Source organism: Janibacter terrae NBRC 107853 (assembly GCF_001591405.1).
In the GTDB taxonomy this organism is placed as follows: domain Bacteria; phylum Actinomycetota; class Actinomycetes; order Actinomycetales; family Dermatophilaceae; genus Janibacter; species Janibacter terrae.
This window is the reverse complement of the sequence record NZ_BCUV01000006.1, coordinates 722,604-740,184: the sequence shown is the minus strand read 5'-3', so window position 1 is coordinate 740,184 and position 17,581 is coordinate 722,604. Positions and strand designations below refer to the sequence as shown.

The 17,581-nt window shown below is 73.6% G+C and carries 11 protein-coding genes; 8 read left to right on the top strand and 3 right to left on the bottom strand.

Annotated elements, in window-relative coordinates:
- Positions 1–114: 114 nt before the first annotated feature.
- Positions 115–3,657 carry an ATP-binding cassette domain-containing protein gene (locus tag JT1_RS08855; protein WP_068325209.1) on the bottom strand — a complete coding sequence of 1,181 codons (3,543 nt, stop codon included), beginning with the start codon at positions 3,655–3,657 and terminating at the stop codon, positions 115–117.
- 161 nt (positions 3,658–3,818) lie between these two features.
- On the opposite strand from JT1_RS08855, the gene JT1_RS18370 reads away from it, so the two are divergent.
- The 6 genes from JT1_RS18370 to cimA all read left to right on the top strand — a co-directional run bounded on the left by JT1_RS18370 (position 3,819) and on the right by cimA (position 10,918).
- Entirely contained in the window at positions 3,819–3,980 is a 162-nt protein-coding gene (locus tag JT1_RS18370; protein WP_169701922.1) for a hypothetical protein, read from the top strand.
- A gap of 105 nt (positions 3,981–4,085) precedes the next feature.
- On the top strand, positions 4,086–5,927 hold the full coding sequence (gene ilvD / locus JT1_RS08850) for a dihydroxy-acid dehydratase (RefSeq protein WP_082807553.1): 1,842 nt from the start codon (positions 4,086–4,088) through the stop codon (positions 5,925–5,927).
- A gap of 59 nt (positions 5,928–5,986) precedes the next feature.
- Positions 5,987–7,030: a 3-isopropylmalate dehydrogenase gene (locus JT1_RS08845; RefSeq protein WP_068325207.1), complete on the top strand. Its 1,044-nt coding sequence runs from the start codon at positions 5,987–5,989 to the stop codon at positions 7,028–7,030.
- A 59-nt stretch (positions 7,031–7,089) separates the two neighbouring features.
- Entirely contained in the window at positions 7,090–8,190 is a 1,101-nt protein-coding gene (locus tag JT1_RS08840; protein ID WP_068325206.1) for a branched-chain amino acid aminotransferase, read from the top strand.
- Between the two features lie 38 nt (positions 8,191–8,228).
- Complete coding sequence (locus JT1_RS08835; RefSeq protein ID WP_068325205.1) at positions 8,229–9,029, top strand: HAD family hydrolase; 801 nt, start codon at positions 8,229–8,231, stop codon at positions 9,027–9,029.
- A gap of 308 nt (positions 9,030–9,337) precedes the next feature.
- Positions 9,338–10,918 carry a citramalate synthase gene (gene cimA, locus JT1_RS08830; protein WP_068325204.1) on the top strand — a complete coding sequence of 527 codons (1,581 nt, stop codon included), beginning with the start codon at positions 9,338–9,340 and terminating at the stop codon, positions 10,916–10,918.
- 70 nt (positions 10,919–10,988) lie between these two features.
- Here the strand turns inward: cimA and JT1_RS08825 are convergent, their stop codons facing one another.
- Positions 10,989–14,411 (bottom strand): bifunctional proline dehydrogenase/L-glutamate gamma-semialdehyde dehydrogenase, encoded by a 3,423-nt coding sequence (locus tag JT1_RS08825; protein ID WP_068325203.1) that lies wholly within the window; start codon positions 14,409–14,411, stop codon positions 10,989–10,991.
- 131 nt (positions 14,412–14,542) lie between these two features.
- On the opposite strand from JT1_RS08825, the gene JT1_RS08820 reads away from it, so the two are divergent.
- Complete coding sequence (locus tag JT1_RS08820) at positions 14,543–15,553, top strand: SDR family NAD(P)-dependent oxidoreductase (protein WP_068325202.1); 1,011 nt, start codon at positions 14,543–14,545, stop codon at positions 15,551–15,553.
- A 42-nt stretch (positions 15,554–15,595) separates the two neighbouring features.
- The gene (locus JT1_RS08815) at positions 15,596–16,795 is read left to right on the top strand and encodes a PucR family transcriptional regulator (RefSeq protein WP_068325201.1); all 1,200 of its coding nucleotides are present in this window, start codon (positions 15,596–15,598) and stop codon (positions 16,793–16,795) included.
- Here the strand turns inward: JT1_RS08815 and JT1_RS08810 are convergent.
- Complete coding sequence (locus JT1_RS08810) at positions 16,747–17,562, bottom strand: DUF1353 domain-containing protein (RefSeq protein WP_068325200.1); 816 nt, start codon at positions 17,560–17,562, stop codon at positions 16,747–16,749. The two genes, JT1_RS08815 and JT1_RS08810, sit on opposite strands and share 49 nt — an antisense overlap.
- Between the last annotated feature and the right edge of the window lie 19 nt (positions 17,563–17,581).

The following is a 17,581-nucleotide window of genomic DNA, read 5'->3' as shown; positions in this document are numbered from 1 at the left end:
ACTCCCGTCGCGGCGACCCCGCGCGGGCCCCGAAGGGGGCGCCCCACCGGCTCACCGGCCGGGGGCGCCCCCTTCGTCATGCCCTGGACCCACCGTCCCGCGGGACGAAGGGGATCAGCCGGCCAGGTGCCCCCACGTCGGGGAGAGGTCGGACCAGGCACCGACCGCGACCGCCCGGCCACCGTCGAGGACGACGACGCGGTCGGCCTGCTCGAGCGCCGCCCGCTTGGAGGTCGCACCGATGACCGTCGCTCCCCGCTCGCGCAGACCGCGCCACAGGTCGATCTCGGTCGTCGCGTCGAGCGCGGACGAGACGTCGTCGGCGAGGAGCAGCTCGGCCTCGGTCGCAAGTGCCCGGGCGAGCGCCAGCCGCTGGACCTGGCCGCCCGACAGACGCACGCCGCGGTGGCCGACGAGCGAGTCGGGCCCGCCGGCGGCAGAGACGTCCTCGGTCAGCCGGGCGAGCGCGACCGGCGCGTCGAGGGGTCGCTCGTGCCCGAGCCGCACGTTGTCGGTGAAGGTCCCCGACAGCACCCGGGGCACCTGGGCGACGTGCGCGACGCGACCCGGCCGCAGGGTCCGCTGGGGGTCGGTGACGGGGGAGCCGTTCCACAGCAGGTCGCCGCGGTGGTCGACGAGCCCGGCGAGCGAGGCGAGCAGGCTCGACTTGCCCGACCCGACCTGGCCGACGAGCAGGACGAGCTCACCGGCGTCGACGGTGAGGTCGATGTCGCTCGCGCCGACGGTGCCGTCGTCGTGGACGACGCTCAGCCCGCGCAGCTCGAGGCGCCGCAGGGGCTCGCGCTCGCCGGTGACCGGCAGCGGAGCGGTGCCCTCGACGAGGTCGACACCTGCGGGCAGGTCCATGAGGTCGACGCCGCCGGCGAAGCGGGCCGTCTCGACCTGCCAGGCCCGGGTGCCGGGTGCCTCGGTGACGACCATGCTGGCGACGCGACCGAACCAGTCGAAGCCGGCCACGGCGCCGGACACGAGGATCGCCGTCCCGAGGCCCCAGCCGCCGGCGACGTGGATCCACCACGTCGCGACGATGCCGCCCTGGACCATGACGAGCGGCACGGCGTCCAGCACGGCCTGGACCCGATGCTCCTTGACGGCGGCCTCGACGCGTCCGCCGTCGACCTCGCGCAGGTGGCGACGGACGAAGGGGGTGGCCGCCGCCAGCTTGACCGTGCGGACCGACTCCAGGGCAGAGACGACCGCGCGGCCGAAGCGGGCGCGGGCCAGTGACGCCGCCGCGGCGGAGCGGCCGGCGACCGGACGGCCGAGGCTCGCGGCCAGCGCCGAGCTGACCATGACGGTCAGCAGGACGGCGCCGGCGACCCACGTGCCGGCGAGCGCGGCCGTGACGGCCGCGATGACCAGGCCGTTGATGAAGTCGACCCACCGGTCGGCGTAGCGCGCGTACCGGTCGGCGTCCATCGACCGGGCGACGACCTCACCCGGGGGCGTGCGCGGCAGCCGCTCCGCGCGCGTCTGACCGACGAGCACCGCCATGCGGGTGCGGAGCATGACCTCGATCCACCACAGCGGGTAGCGGTAGAAGGCCTGCGCGGTGATGAAGGGGACGACGAGCAGGCAGGCGACGAGCACGGCGGCGAGCAGCGTCGGCGTCCGACCGGCCTGCAGCTCCTCGATCGCGCGGCCCCACACGAGCCCGGTGATCGCACCCTGCGCCCCGAGCAGCGACAGCAGGAGGAAGCAGGCCGCCCCGGCGATGCCCCACGCCGGCTTGACCAGCAGTGCGTGCGTGATGCCCCGGGCCAGCGACGGCCCGTCGCCGACCTCGGGCAGGTCCGGCGGGGTGGTGGTGCGCCGTCGGCCGCCGACGGGGTCGAGGTCGGCGTGGTCGACGTCGTGGTCGCCGGCGGACCCCGCGGCCGGAGGGAGGTCGGTCGCCGACTCCGCCCGGCTGTCGACGAGGAGGGTGCGGAAGGGGCCCGGTGCCTGGGCCAGGTCGGTGCGTCGGCCCTGCTGGATGACCCGGCCGCGGTCGAGGACGACGACCTGCGGTGCCCGCTCGATGGTGTTGAGCCGGTGGGCGATGAGGATGCCGGTACGGCCGAGCAGCAGCCGGTCCGCGGCGGAGACGACCCGCCGCTCGGTGAGCGGGTCCATGCGGGCGGTCGCCTCGTCGAGCACGACGACGCGGACATCGCGCACGAGCAGCCGGGCGAAGGCCACGAGCTGCTCCTCGCCGGCGGACAGGGTCGTGCCGCCGGGGCCGAGGAGGGTGTCGAGCCCGTCGGGCAGCCCGTCGACCCAGTCACCGAGCCCGAGCTCGACGACGGCCGCCCGGAGGTCCGAGCGCGGGGTGTCGTCGAAGAGGGCGATGTTGTCCGCGAGGGTCCCGGAGATGATCTCGGTGCGCTGGGTGACGACGCCGACCTCGGTCCGCAGCAGCTGCAGGTCGATGTCGCGCACGTCGACGCCGCCGACGAAGACGCTGCCGCGGGGCGGCTCGATGGCCCGGGAGACGAAGGACGCGAGCGTCGACTTGCCGGACCCGGTGCGCCCGACGAGGGCGACGGTCTCGCCGGCCGGGCAGCTGAAGGTCACGTCGCGCAGCGCGAAGCTGCCCTCCGCGTAGGAGAAGTCCAGGCCGCGCACCTCGACCGTGAGCTCGGCCCCCTCGGGCACGGGCGCGCCACCCTGCGGCTCGGGCTCGACGGCGAGCATCTGCCGCAGGCGGATCACCGCACCCAGTCCCGCCTGCAGGTCGGGGAGCTGGTGGGAGAGCATCGTGATCAGCCCGACGAAGCTCGAGGTGACGATGAAGAGCGTGACGAGCTCGCCGACCGACAGGGAGCCGCGGACCGAGAGGGCGATGCCGGCGACGCCGATGCCCGCGAGGAGCCCGTGCAGGAGCAGGCCGGCGCGGCGGGCGAGCCGGCTCTCGATCTCGAGGACGCTGGCGAAGCGCGCGTGGACGGCCGCGGTCAGCGTCGCGAGCCGCTGGACCATGTGCGCCTGCCCGAGGCTCGTGCGCAGGTCGTCGCGACCGGCGATGCCCTCCTCGAGCGCGCTCGCGTGGTCCGTCCAGGCCATCTCCTCGACGACCTTGCGACGGGAGATCTCGCCGAGCAGCGGGCGCACCGCGGCGCCCGTCACGAGCCCCAGCAGGGGGAAGAGCAGCCACGCGGGCCACCACGTGAGGCCCGCGACGACCCACATCGGGATGACGGAGAAGGCGGTCCGCGCGAACATCCACACCTGCCACCTCATGAGGTTGCCGACCTCGTGGGTGTCGTCGTCGACCCGGTCGAGGATCTCGCCGGCCGCCTGCTCCGAGAGGGTCGCGACGGGCTGGGCGAGCGCGGCGTCGAGCAGGTCGTCGCGCAGCACCCCCTCGGCCCGGTCGGACAGGCCGACCCAGACGACCTTGCCGATGTTGTCGACGAGCGCGCCACCGACGACGAGGAGCGCGAGCAGCTGCACGAGGCCGGTCGTCGGGTCCTCGGCGAGGCGACCGATGACGACCGTGCCGAGGGTGATGAGGACGGCGGCGGTCGCCGAGCAGGCCAGGGCGAAGCCGGCGGCGGGCGAGCTCATGCGTCGCCAGTCGACGGTGCGCTCCGGCGGGGTCGACTCGGTGGTCGTGGGGGGCGGCGTGGCGGTCCGCTCGAGGGTCTGCGTCATGACCTGTCAAGGCTATGTCCACCCATCGACACGCGCCTCCGATTTTCCCTGGGACCCGGTGACGACGACCCACGTCTGCCAGCCGAACCTCGAGACGCGCGTCCAGGTGGTGGACATGGCGCATCGGTACGGGACCCGGGCGGCGTACCGTCGCACGATCGGTGCCACACCCGGCGCCACCCCCTTCGCACCACCGGCACCCCACCCACGTCGTGCCCGACCGGACCCACCCGCACGTACGAGGAGCCGACATGAGCGACGACGCAGCCGAGGCCCGCCGGGCCCTGCAGGAGAGCCTGGACCGCCGCGACAGCGGCGAGTGAGCCAGCCCACGAACCACTGACCGCCCCTCCCGCGCCGTGCGGGCAGGGGCGGTCTGCATGTGAGACGCGGTATCACTGCCCGGACCGGCGAACTACCGTGGGGCCATGCCTGAGCTGCGTTCCCGAACCACCACCCACGGTCGCAACATGGCCGGTGCCCGTGCCCTCTGGCGCGCGACCGGCATGGGCGAAGGGGACTTCGGCAAGCCGATCGTCGCGATCGCCAACTCCTTCACCCAGTTCGTCCCGGGGCACGTCCACCTCAAGGACATGGGCCAGCTCGTCGCCGGCGCCATCGAGGAGGCCGGGGGAGTGGGCAAGGAGTTCAACACCATCGCCGTCGACGACGGCATCGCGATGGGCCACCACGGCATGCTCTACTCGCTGCCGAGCCGCGAGGTCATCGCCGACTCGATCGAGTACATGGTGAACGCGCACTGCGCCGACGCGCTCGTGTGCATCTCCAACTGCGACAAGATCACGCCGGGCATGCTCCTGGCCGCGCTGCGCCTGAACATCCCGACGGTCTTCGTCTCCGGCGGCCCGATGGAGGCCGGCAAGGCGATCATCGGTGACGACGGCGAGACGTACACCCGGCTCGACCTCGTCGACGCGATGGTCAAGGCCGTGGACGACAACGTCTCCGACGAGGAGATCACCGCGATCGAGCAGGCCGCCTGCCCGACGTGCGGGTCCTGCTCGGGCATGTTCACCGCCAACTCGATGAACTGCCTCACCGAGGCGCTCGGTCTCTCCCTCCCCGGCAACGGCTCGACGCTCGCCACGGCCAGCGCCCGGCGGGACCTCTTCCTCGACGCGGGCAAGCTCGTCGTCGACCTGTGCCGCGACTACTACGACGGCGACGACGAGTCGGTCCTGCCGCGCTCGATCGCGACCAAGCCGGCCTTCGCCAACGCGATGCGCCTGGACATCGCCATGGGCGGCTCGACCAACACGATCCTCCACCTGCTCGCAGCGGCGCAGGAGGCGGAGGTCGACTTCGACCAGCACGACATCGACGCGCTCTCGCGGGTCACCCCGTGCCTGGTCAAGGTCGCGCCCAACAGCGGCGACTACTACATGGAGGACGTGCACCGTGCCGGCGGCATCCCTGCGATCCTCGGCGAGCTGCACCGCGGCGGCATGCTCGACGCGGGCGTGCGCTCGGTGCACAGCCGCGACCTCGACTCCTGGCTGTCCGACTGGGACATCCGCTCCGGCGCGACGTCGGCCAAGGCCACCGAGCTCTTCCACGCGGCGCCCGGCGGCGTGCGCACGACGCAGGCCTTCTCGTCGACCAACCGGTGGTCCTCCCTCGACCGGGATGCGGAGACCGGGTGCATCCGCTCCGTCGAGCACGCCTACACGAGCGAAGGGGGACTGGCCGTCCTCCACGGCAACCTCGCGCCCGACGGCTGCATCGTCAAGACCGCCGGCGTGCCCGAGCACCAGTGGAACTTCGCCGGCCCGGCACGCGTCGCCGAGTCGCAGGAGGCGGCGGTCGAGATGATCCTGTCCAAGCAGGTGCAGGAGGGCGAGGTCGTCGTCATCCGCTACGAGGGCCCCAAGGGCGGCCCCGGCATGCAGGAGATGCTCTACCCGACCTCCTACCTCAAGGGCACCGGCCTCGGCCCGAAGTGCGCCCTGATCACCGACGGGCGCTTCTCCGGCGGCTCGTCCGGCCTGTCCATCGGCCACGTCTCCCCGGAGGCCGCCTCCGGTGGCGCGATCGGCCTGGTCAAGGACGGCGACGTCATCGAGTTCGACATCCCGGGTCGTCGGGTCAACCTCCTCGTCGACGACGAGGAGCTCGCCCGCCGCCGCACCGAGCAGGACGCGAAGGGGTGGGCCCCGGTCGACCGCGAGCGTCCCGTCTCCCCGGCGCTGAAGATCTTCGCGAAGTTCGCTCAGTCCGCCGACAAGGGCGCCGCACGCAAGGTCGACTGAGACGTCCGCATGGCGGGACGTGAGGTTCACATGTCGGGACGGCCGCATAGCCTGACCGCATGACCGACGCGCAGACCAAGAGCTTTGACATCGCCGTCATCGGCGGCGACGGGATCGGCCCCGAGGTGGTCGCGGAGGGCCTGAAGGTCCTCGGCGCCACCGGGGTCGACATCCGCACCACGGAGTACGACCTGGGCGCCGCCCGCTGGCACCGCACCGGCGAGACCCTGCCCGACTCCGTCGTGGACGAGCTGCGCGGCCACGACGGCATCCTGCTCGGCGCCATCGGCGACCCGACCGTCCCCTCCGGTGTCCTCGAGCGCGGCGTGCTGCTCCCCCTTCGCTTTGCGCTCGACCACTACGTCAACCTGCGCCCGGCCAAGCTCTTCCCGGGTGTGCAGAGCCCGCTCGCGGAGCACGTGACGAGCAAGGGGCTCGACTTCGTCGTCGTCCGCGAGGGCACCGAGGGCCCGTACGTCGGCAACGGCGGCGCGCTGCGCGTCGGCACCCCGCACGAGATCGCGACCGAGGTCAGCGTCAACACCCGCTTCGGCGTGGAGCGGGTCGTCCGCGACGCCTTTGCCCGCGCCCAGGCCCGGCCGCGCAAGCACCTGACGCTCGTCCACAAGCACAACGTGCTCGTCAACGCCGGCCACCTGTGGCGCCGCACCGTCGACGAGGTCGGCGCGGAGTTCCCCGACGTCGAGACCGCCTACCAGCACGTCGACGCCGCGACGATCTTCCTCGCGACCGACCCGGCGCGCTTCGACGTCATCGTCACCGACAACCTCTTCGGCGACATCATCACCGACATCGCCGCGGCCGTCGCCGGCGGCATCGGCCTGGCCGCGAGCGGCAACATCAACCCCACCCGCGAGGCCCCGAGCATGTTCGAGCCGGTCCACGGCTCGGCCCCGGACATCGCCGGCCAGGGCAAGGCCGACCCCACCGCCGCGATCCTCTCCGCCGCGATGCTGCTCGACCACCTCGGTCTCGCCGAGGACGCCCAGCGGGTCGAGGCGGCCGTGGCCGCCGACCTCGCCGAGCGCTCGGGCGAGCGGTCGACCAGCGCGATCGGTGACGCGGTGGCCGGCCGGCTCTGAGGCCTCCCTCCCGGGGGGTAGCCTGCAACACACCAGACCCCCGAGGAGACGTGCCACCGATGACCGCTGAGCTGACCTTCACGACCACCCGCAGCGAAGCCCCCCTTCCCGACGCCGAGCGCGAGGCGGTCCTCGCGAACCCGGGGTTCGGGTCCACCTTCACCGACCACATGGTCACCGCGACGTGGACGAAGGGGGAGGGCTGGCACACCGGTGAGGTGCGCCCCTTCGGGCCGCTGCAGGTCAGCCCGGCGGCGGCCGTCCTGCACTACGCGCAGGAGGTCTTCGAGGGCATGAAGGCCTACCGTCACGCGGACGGTTCCGTGTGGACCTTCCGGCCCGACCGCAACGCCGCGCGCATGGCACGTAGCTGCGAGCGACTCGCGCTGCCGGTGCTGCCAGAGGAGGACTTCATCGGGGCCATCACGGCGCTCGTCGAGATCGACGAGGCGTGGGTGCCGGCCGCCGACAGCGGCGAGATGAGCCTCTACCTGCGCCCCTTCATGTTCGCCTCCGAGGCCTTCCTCGGGGTGCGGCCGGCCAACGAGGTGACCTTCTCGGTCATCGCCAGCCCCGCGGGTGCCTACTTCGCGGGCGGCCTCAAGCCGGTCAACCTCTGGCTGAGTCGTGACTACGCGCGCGCCGGCGCGGGCGGCACCGGCGCCGCCAAGTGCGGGGGCAACTACGCCTCCTCGCTCGCCGGCCAGCTCGAGGGCCAGGCGCAGGGCTGCGACCAGGTCGTCTTCCTCGACTCCTCGACGCAGACGTACATCGAGGAGCTCGGCGGGATGAACCTCTTCTTCGTCACCAGGGACGGCCGTCTGCGCACCCCCGCGCTCACCGGCTCGATCCTCGAGGGCGTCACCCGCGACTCGATCCTGGCGATCGCTCCCGACCTCGGCCTGACCCCCGAGGAGGCGCGCATCGGCATCGACGAGTGGACCGAGGGCGTCGCCTCCGGCGAGATCACCGAGGTCTTCGCGTGCGGCACCGCCGCGGTCATCACCCCCGTGGGCGAGCTGCGCTGGGCCGGTGGCTCGGCCCCGTCCACGGCCGGCGAAGGGGGCGGGGAGTGCACCCGCAAGATCCGCCAGGCCCTCCTCGACATCCAGTACGGCCGCGCGGAGGACACGCGCGGCTGGATGACCCGGCTGGTCTGAGCGGCACCCTCGCCGAACCCCCTCGGCCACCGATCCACGTGACCCCTCGTCTCATCGCCACCGACCTCGACGGCACCCTGCTGCGCAGTGACGGGAGCGTGTCCGGACGCTCGGTCGACGCCCTTCGTGCCGTCGCCGACGCGGGCCTCGAGACGGTCCTGGTCACCGCCCGGCCGCCGCGCTGGCTCGACGAGCTCGCGCACGTCGTTGGGGCTCGCGGCGTGGCGCTCTGCGGCAACGGTGCCTTCCGCTACGACGTCGCGGAGCGGCGGATCTTCGGGGTGCGCTCGATCCCGCGCGATGTCGTCACCGAGATCGTGCACGACCTGCGCGAGCAGCTGCCCGGGACCGGCTTCGCCGCCGAGCGGCACACGGGGCTGGCCGCCGAGAGCATGTTCGCCGCGATCCACGACCACCCCGAGGACCTCGTGACGACGCCCTCGATCGAGCTGCTCACCGACGCCTCCGTCGGCAAGCTGCTCGCGCGCAACCCGCACCTGAGCGACGAGGAGTTCATCGCCGTCGTCACCGAGGTCGTGGGGGACCGGGCGATCGTCGCCTTCTCCGGGGCTGGCGGGCTCGCCGAGATCTCCGCGGCGGGGGTGACCAAGGCGGCTGCGCTCGCCGGGTGGTGCGCCGAGCTCGGGATCGACGCGGCCGACGTCTGGGCCTTCGGCGACATGCCCAACGACCTGCCGATGCTCACGTGGGCGGGGCGCTCCTTCGCCGTGGCCAACGCGCACGAGGAGGTGCTGGCCGTCGCGACCGATCGCGTGCCGACCAACGACGAGGACGGCGTCGCGGTCACCCTCGAAGGGCTCCTCGCCCGGCTCGCCTGACGGCACCGCGATCCCATCATGCGGACGTCGGGTGATGCCTCGCGGCGGTGGTGCCAAGGTGATCGGGTGATGCTGCAGATGACGACCCGGGCTGCCACCGCGGCCGAGCTCATTATCTAGGCGCGACGAGCCACCTGCTCGTCGCGCGGACCTCCCACACCCGGGGGGTCTTTTGCATTTGTCGGGCAGGGAACGGCAGACGCAGACGGGTCCGGAGCACACCCCAGCCACGGACGGGCGCGACGAGCAGGTGTCACACTGCCGCGGGAGGCGAGTGCCTCCCCTTCGTCCCGAGCGAGAGACCCACCATGTACGGCTTCCACGTCTACGACACGACCATGCGCGACGGTGCCCAGCAGGAGGGCATCAACCTGTCCGTCGTCGACAAGCTGGCGATCGCCCGTCACCTCGACGACCTCGGCGTCACCCACATCGAAGGGGGTTGGCCCGGCGCCAACCCCAACGACACCGAGTTCTTCGCCCGCGCGCGCACCGAGCTGCAGCTGCACACCGCGACCCTCGCGGCCTTCGGCGCCACCCGTCGGGCCGGCGGGTCCGCCGCCAGCGACCCGCAGGTGCAGGCGCTGCTCGACTCGGGCGCCGAGGTCATCACCCTCGTGGCCAAGATGCACCCCGGCCACGTCGAGCGTGCGCTGCGGACCACCCGCGAGGAGAACCTCGCGATGATCACCGACACCGTGACCCACCTGCGCGAGCAGGGCCGCACGGTGATCGTCGACGGCGAGCACTTCTTCGACGGCTACCACCTCGACCGCGACTACGCGCTGGCCTGCGTGCGCGCCGCCCACGAGGCCGGGGCCGAGGTCGTCGCGGTGTGCGACACCAACGGCGGGATGCTGCCGGGGCAGGTCCGCGACGCGGTCGCGGACGTCATCGCCGCCACCGGCGCGCGCCTCGGCGTCCACTGCCACAACGACACCGGCTGCGCCGTCGCCAACACCATGGCCGCCGTCGAGGCGGGCGCCGACCACGTGCAGGGCACGGTCAACGCCTACGGCGAGCGGACCGGCAACGCCGACCTCATCACCGTCGTCGCCAACCTCCAGCTCAAGCTCGGCGTGGACCTCGTCGAGCCGCACCGCCTCCAGGACGCGACCCGCATCGCGCACGCGGTGAGCGAGGTGACCAACTTCCCGCACTTCTCCCGGCAGCCGTACGTGGGGTCGGGAGCCTTCGCGCACAAGGCCGGGCTGCACGCGAGCGCGATCAAGGTCGATCCCGACCTCTACCAGCACATCGAGCCCAAGGACGTCGGCAACGACATGCGCATGCTCGTCTCCGACATGGCCGGGCGCGCGACCGTGGAGCTGAAGAGCCGCGAGTTCGGCGTCGACCTCTCCGGTGACGACGACGCCCTGACCCGGGTCCTGGCGCGGGTCAAGGCACTCGAGCAGCAGGGGTACACCTTCGACGCGGCCGACGCGAGCTTCGAGCTGCTGCTGCGCCGCGAGCTCGAGGAGGACGCCCCGGAGTACGCGCAGATCGAGTCCTGGCGGATCATGATCGACGCCAAGGGCGGCGCCGACGCGCTGTCCGAGGCGACCGTCAAGGCCGTCGCCGGCGGGCAGCGGCTCGTCGCGACGGGGGAGGGCAACGGCCCGGTCAACGCGCTCGACCAGGGACTGCGGCAGGCGCTGTCGGTCGTCTACCCCGAGCTCGAGGGCATCGAGCTCATCGACTACAAGGTGCGCATCCTCGACGCCGCGCACGGCACCGACGCCACGACCCGCGTGCTCATCGAGCACAGCGACGAGCACACCTCGTGGACGACCGTCGGCGTCGCGCCCAACATCGTCGAGGCCTCGTGGTCGGCGCTCCTCGACGGCGTCACCTACGGGCTGATGCGGGCCGGGGTGCCCGTGCGCTGACGCGCTCGAGACTCGGGTGATGGCCGCTATCCACGTCGGATAGGGCCCATCACCCGAGTCTCGCGGGCGCTCAGGCGCCGGCCACGTGACCGAAGCGGTGACGGGTGGTGCTCACCGCCTGCTCCCGGACGAAGGGGAGGAGCTCGCGTCGTCCCGTCGCCAGGACCTCGCCGGTGATGACGTCGACGCCCGCGGCGACGAGCTCGTCGACGAGCGTGGCCGGCACGCCGCCGACCGCCCGGACCCGGGCGTCCGCGGCGCGGGAGGCACGGGCGAGGTGGGCGGCGTCGGTCTCGGTGACGACCTGCACGTGCCCGATGCTGCTCGGCAGCCCGGCGGCGGTGTCCGCCGAGACGAGGACGTGGGCGCCGGTCAGGGTGGCCGCGGCGACGAGGCGCAGGACCTCGACGACGCGGGTCTGCGCGCCGGCGCGCACGAGCACCTGCGGGTGCGGCCGGTAGCGGAAGACATTGCTCTCGACGACGAGGGCGCTCTCGTCGTGCTCGACGCCGAGCTCCTGGGCCCACGCGGCCGCGTCGCTCGCGACCGCCGCCTCGAGCCAGGTCCGCTCGACCTCGGTGACCCGCTCGCCGAGCGAAGCCAGCTGCGCGTCGACGGTCGCACGGACCGCGGAGGTGACGGCGCCTCCCTTCGTCGGCAGGCCGTGGGCCGACCACGTCCCGAGCTGGGCGACGTAGTTGGGGCCACCCGCCTTGGCGCCGGGGCCGATCGAGCTGGCCTTCCAGCCGCCGAAGGACTGGCGACGCACGATGGCGCCGGTGATGTGCCGGTTGACGTAGGCGTTGCCCACGGCGACCGCGTCGGTCCAGTGCGCGATCTCCCCCTCGTCGAGGCTGTGCAGACCGCCGGTGAGACCGAAGTCCGTCGCGTTCTGCAGCTCGATCGCCTCGTCGAGCGAGTCGGCGCGCATGAGGCCGAGCACCGGGCCGAAGACCTCGGTGAGGTGGAAGAAGGAGCCGGGGCGCACGCCGTCCTTGACGCCGGGCGACCACAGGCGACCGGTGTCGTCGAGCTGCCGGGGCTCGACGAGCCAGCTCTCGCCGGGCTCGAGCGTGGTGAGCGCGCGGCGCAGCTTGCCGCTCGGCTCCTCGATGACCGGGCCCATGCGGGTGCCGAGGTCGACCGGCCAGCCGACGGCGATCGACTCGACGGCGTCGACGAGCTGGCGGCGGAAGCGCTCGGAGGTGGCCACCGACCCGACGAGGATGCCGAGCGAGGCGGCGGAGCACTTCTGGCCGGCGTGGCCGAAGGCGGACGAGACGAGATCCGCGACGGCGAGGTCGAGGTCGGCGGACGGGGTGACGACGAGCGCGTTCTTGCCCGAGGTCTCACCCAGGACACGGGCGCCGTGCTCGCGGCCGGCGCGCCACCCGGCGAAGAGCCGCGCGGTCTCGCTGGCCCCGGTGAGGACGACCGCGTCGACCCCCGGGTGGGAGACGAGGTGCTGGCCGACCTCGTCCTGCTCGGTGCGCACGACCTGCAGGACGTCGCGGGGGATGCCGGCGGCGTGGAGCGCGTCGACGGTCGCCTCCACGCAGACCGGGGTCTGCGGGGCGGGCTTGATGACGACGGCGGACCCGGCGGCGAGCGCGGCGAGGACGCCGCCGATCGGGATGGCGACGGGGAAGTTCCACGGCGGCGTGACGAGCGTCAGCGCGAAGGGGGTGAAGCGCGCGCCGTCCGCCATCGCCCCGTCGGCCAGCTCGAGCGCGCGGTCGGCGTAGTAGCGGGCGAAGTCGGCGGCCTCGGAGATCTCCGGGTCGGCCTCGGCGACCGTCTTGCCGGCCTCGGCGGCCATGACGGCGAGCAGCTCCTCGCGCCGGGCGTCGATCTCCCGAGCGGCACGGCGCAGGAGGTCTGCCCGCTCGGCGGCCGGGCGGGCGGCCCAGGCAGCGTGCGCGTCCCGGCCGGTGGCGACGACCTCGTCGACGGCGGCGACGCTGCCGAGGTGCGGGGAGGTCGGCTCGGGGCGCGAGGCGGCGACGGCGCGGGCGGCCCACTCGCGGTTGGCGGGCAGCGCCGGGTCGGAGTCGGGGGTGTTGGCGAAGACGTCGCCGATCGGCCGGCGCTCGGCGGAGCGACGCGGCCCGACGGGTGTGGACCCGATGGCCTCGACGCTGGCCCGGAAGCGCGCCTCCTGGTCGGGCATGGCCCCCGGGTCGTCCGCGAAGGAGGCGTGGAGGTAGTTCTCCGGCGAGGCGGTCTCCTCGAGGCGGCGCACGAGGTAGGACACGGCGGCGTCGAAGTCCTTGGGGGCGACGACCGGCGTGTAGAGGATCACGGTGCCGACCTCGTCGCGGACCGCGCGGGCCTGCGCGGGGGACATGCCCTGGAGCATCTCCACGTCGAGCGCGTCCTGGACGCCGCGGTGCTGCGCGAGCAGGTGCGCCGCGGCGACGTCGTAGAGGTTGTGCGAGGCGACACCCAGGCGCAGGGCGCCGGCGAGCTCGGGGCGCAACGCCCGCTCGATGCAGCGCAGGTAGTTGGCGTCGACGTCGGCCTTGGTCGTGTAGGGCGCCTGCTCCCAGCCGTGCAGGACGGCCTCGACGCGCTCCATGGCGAGGTTGGCACCCTTGACGAGCCGGACCTTGATCGGGGCGCCGCCGGCGTCGCGGCGCGCGGTCGCGAACTCGATGAGGCGCTCGAGCGCGGGGAGGGCATCGGGCAGGTACGCCTGCAGGACGATGCCGGCCTCGAGGTCGTGGAACTGCGGCTCGGACAGGAGGGCCATGAAGACCTCCATCGTCATCTCGAGGTCGCGGTACTCCTCCATGTCGAGGTTGACGAAGGCGTGCGGCGTCGACGCGCGGGCGGTCTCGTAGAGGGGGCGCAGGCGCGTCAGGCAGCGCTCGACGGTGCCGGCGGTGTCCCAGGTGCTGATCTGGCTGACGAGCGAGGAGACCTTGATCGAGGCGTAGTCGACGTCGGGACGCTGGAGGATCTCGCGGGTGCGCTCGGTGCGGGACGCGGCCTCGCCCTCACCGAGGACGGCCTCCCCGAGCAGGTTGATGTTGAGGCGGAACCCGTCCTCGCGGGCGGCCGCGAGGTGCTTGCCCAGCTTGGGGTCGCGGGCGTCGACGATGAGGTGGCCGACCATCTGCTTCATGCGGGCGCGGGCGGCGGGGACGACGACCTGGGGCGCGATCCTGGCCGCGCGGGCGCCGAGGCCGAGGAGGCTGCGGTCGAGGGTGCCGAGGAAGGACGACGCGTCGGACGCGGTGATCCGGTTGAGCGCGGTCGCGGCGACCGTGTTGTCCTCGGGGCGGGCGACGCGGTCGACGAAGAAGACGGCCAGGTCGAGGCCGGCGTGGTCGGAGAGCAGGGCGGCCAGCTGGCCGGTCGTCTGCGCCTCGCGCCGGGTCTCCCCGGCCTCCGCGGCGGCGGACCAGCGCTCGGCGAGCGTGATGGCGTCCTCGACGAAGGGGGCGAAGGCGGCGGTGGCCGGGTCGGTCTGCGCAGGGGTGGTCGTCATGCTCTCGACGGTAGGACGCGCGTGGGGTCGTCGCCACCGACGGATGTCTGAGCAGCAGTCCGCTCCGTCATACATCTGTCTGATCAGCACCGGCGGGGCATGAGCGGGCGGTCGGCGGGTAGGGCCGGGGCATGGTCCCACCCACACGACAGGTCGCCCTCGTCGCCGGAGCCTCGCGCGGGCTCGGCCTGCTCATCAGCGCCGAGCTGGCCGCCCGCGGGTACCGCGTCCACGGCTGCGCCCGCGACCGAGTCGAGCTCGACCGGGCCGAGCGGCTCGTCGCGCAGGGCCGGGTCGGACCGTCGGCACAGGGCACCGGGTCCTTCGTAGGTGAGGTCTGCGACGTGACCGACGCCGAGGCCGTCGAGGCCTGGGTGGGGCGGGTGCTCCGCGACGAGGGCCGCGTCGACGTCGCCATCCACGTGGCCGGCATCATCCAGGTGGGTCCGCTCGAGTCGACGACGCTCGGCCACTTCCGGGCCGCGATCGACACCATGCTCATGGGCCCGGTGCACCTGTGCCTCGCCGTCGTGCCCACGATGCTCTCGGCGGGATCGGGCCGGATCGGGGTGGTGAGCTCCGTCGGCGGTGTCGTCGCGGTGCCCCACCTGCTGCCGTACTCCGTCGCGAAGTTCGGCGCGACCGCCCTCACCGAGGGACTTCGGTCGGAGCTCAGCGGCACCGGCGTCACGGCCACGACGATCGTCCCGGGCCTGATGCGCACGGGTGGCCACGTGCACGCGCAGTTGGTCGGGGACGCGGCCAAGGACTACGCGTGGTTCGCCCCGGGCGCCTCGGTGCCGCTGCTCTCGGTCTCCGGGCCACGAGCCGCCCGACGGATCGTCGACGCCGTGCTCGCCGGGCGCTCGCAGGTCGAGCTGACGCCCCTCACCTGGGTGGGCCGGCGGGTCCACGGGGTGGCGCCGGGGACGACCTCCCGCTTGCTCGGCCTCGTGGCGCGGCTGCTCCCGCACGGTCGGCAGGACGGCCCGTCGATGAGCCGGGACGCGGACCACGTGGTCGGTGCCCGCGCCCGACTCGAGCTGGGGTCGAAGGTCGTCGACGCGCTCAGCGTCCTCGGTGACCGCGCGGCCCGCCGGCACAACGAGGTCCCGCCGCACGAGGTGGACCGGGCCGGCTGACGGCCGCCGGTGCCCGCACCCCCGCGGGCATACATTTGTCTGATGGCCGATGTGCAGGACCTCGTCGACGAGGCGTCCGCGATCCTCCTCGCCCCCGTGACCCTGGAGGACCGGCGCCTCCGGCTGCTCGCCTTCGCCGCCCACGCCGACGACGCCGACAGCGTGCGGGTGGAGACCGTGATGTCGCGCGGGGCGCACCCCCGCACGCGCGAGTGGTTCGAGAGCTTCGGCATCGCCCGGGCCACCGGGCCGGTGCGCATCCCCGCCGACGCCGAGCGGGGCACGGCCGCCCGCCTGTGCCTGCCGGCCCGCTGGCACGGGGTCGTCCAGGGCTACCTCTGGGCGGTCGAGCCGCCGGACGGGCTGTCGCCCGAGCGGGTGCGGGCCGCGGAGGTCGTCGCCGACCGCGCGGGGGAGCAGCTCGCCCGGCTGGCCTCCCGCCGTCGGGAGACCGAGCGACTGGTCCTCGACCTGCTCGACGCGGGCCCCCAGGCCCGCAGCGGTCCCGCGCGCGAGCTCGCCGACGAGCTGGCCGTCGACCCGGGCACCCACGCCTCCGTCGTCGTCCTCGGCGCGGCGCCCGGGGTGCGGCTGCGCGCCGACGAGGTCCACGGACCCGGCGGGTTGCCCCGCCGCATCGGCGTCGCCGAGCGCTCCGGCGACCTCGTCCTCGTCGTCCCCGCCGTCACGGAGACCGAGGTGCACGACGCGGCCGAGTCGGCCCTGACCGCGCTCGGCCGCATCACCGACGCGCACGTGGTGGCGGGGGTGGGGGAGCTCGTCCCGCTCACCGCCGTGTCCGGCTCGCTGCGGGAGGCGCGCGCCGCCCTTCGCGTCGTGCGTCCGATGTCCCCCGAGGGCGATCGTCCGCCAGCAGGCGCGCGCGTGCACCCGTGGGCCTCGCTCGGCATCGAGCGGCTGCTCGGCACCACGGCCGGCGACGACCTGCTGGACGCCGCCCGCACCCCCGCCGTGGCCGAGCTCCTCGCCGCAGCACCGGAGCTCGTCGAGACCGCGTGGATTCACCTCGAGGAGGCGGGGTCGATCGCGGCGACGTCACGCAGGCTCGGGCTGCACCGGCAGAGCGTCTACGCCCGGCTGCGCCGGGTCGAGGCAGTGACCGGGCTCGACCTCTCCCGGGGCCGGGACCGGCTCGAGCTGCACCTCGGTCTGCTCGTGCTGGGGCGCGGTGCTCAGTCCTCCCGCACCGGGCGCGTCACGACCCGTTCGGCCAGCTGGTAGGCGGCGGTGAGTGCCGCGACGGCGATCGTGACGTGGAGCAGCAGGGCCAGCGCGACGCCGGCGATCATGCCCGCGGCGCGGAACCGGCCCCACAGCAGCCCGAGCAGCAGCGGGACGACGACCGCGCCGATCGCACCCGTGACCAGTTCGACCCACCACGGGCGGTCGCCCATCCACGGGACGCCGCCGATGACCGGGACCCTGAGGTCGAAGAGGTCCAGGGTCGCGACGACCCCGAGCAGGGCGGTGAGCAGGAGCGTGCCCGCGGCGGTGATCCGCCAGCGCCAGAGCTCGCCCGCAGGCCAGCGCGTGTGCCTGTCCTGGAAGAAGGTGCCGAGCGTCACCGCGGTCCACATGAGCCACCGTCGGACGAGACCGGTCCCGGTGTCCGCCATGGCCGACCGGAAGACGAGGTCCGCGTGCTCGCGGTCGATGTCGACGCCAGGAGCGGCCGCGTACTCGCCGCGGACGAGGCCGTCGTGCAGCAGTGCAGCGGGCAGGTGCCGGCCGGTCCGCGGCACGAGCCAGAGGAAGATCGAGGGCACCGACGTCAGGTCGGTGGTGAAGCCTGCCGTGTCGACCGGCACGAGCAGCTGCCCGAGCTCGCGGTCGCGGTAGCCGAGCCGACGGACCATGCGGAACTCGTCGACCGCCATGTCGAGCGTGCGCTCGAGGACGATGAGCGGGGGAGACGTGGGGTCCGGGGGCCCACCGGGGACCCCGCCGTCGTAGAACCGCCGAGGCTGGGTCTGCAAGGGCGTGTCCATGCCCCCAGCGTGGCAGCCA